The sequence below is a fragment of the Virgibacillus oceani genome, assembly GCF_041521345.1.
GTDB classification, from domain to species: domain Bacteria; phylum Bacillota; class Bacilli; order Bacillales; family Amphibacillaceae; genus Virgibacillus_N; species Virgibacillus_N oceani_A.
In genome coordinates this window covers 1-380 of the sequence record NZ_JBGOHB010000090.1, presented here as the reverse complement: position 1 = coordinate 380, position 380 = coordinate 1, and the positions used below count along the sequence as shown (strand labels likewise).

1 protein-coding gene is annotated in these 380 nt (G+C 42.6%); it reads right to left on the bottom strand.

From position 1 onward, the window contains the following. On the bottom strand, positions 1–380 hold a 380-nt coding region (locus ACDX78_RS23290; RefSeq protein WP_486031234.1), incomplete at both ends, for a MucBP domain-containing protein.

Here is a 380-nt window from a genome sequence, read left to right as displayed (position 1 = left end):
TAGTTGATTTCCTTCTTCATCGACGTGTTCAACTGTAACAGGTGCTGCATCACCTTCGTCAACAGGCGCATATACATATGTTACCGTTTGTGGTTCTTCTGTAAATTCACCAGTCGCATTTTCTGGCGTTTCGATTAATTCATAGCCACTAATCTCTTCTGGTTGTGATTCATAAGGTTCTCCTACATTTCCTGTAAGATCCTCGGAAGGGGCTAGTTGATTTCCTTCTTCATCGACGTGTTCAACTGTAACTGGTGCTGCATCACCTTCGTCAACAGGCGCATATACATATGTTACCGTTTGTGGTTCTTCTGTAAATTCACCAGTCGCATTTTCTGGCATTTCGATCAATTCATAGCCATCAATCTCTTCTGGTTGCG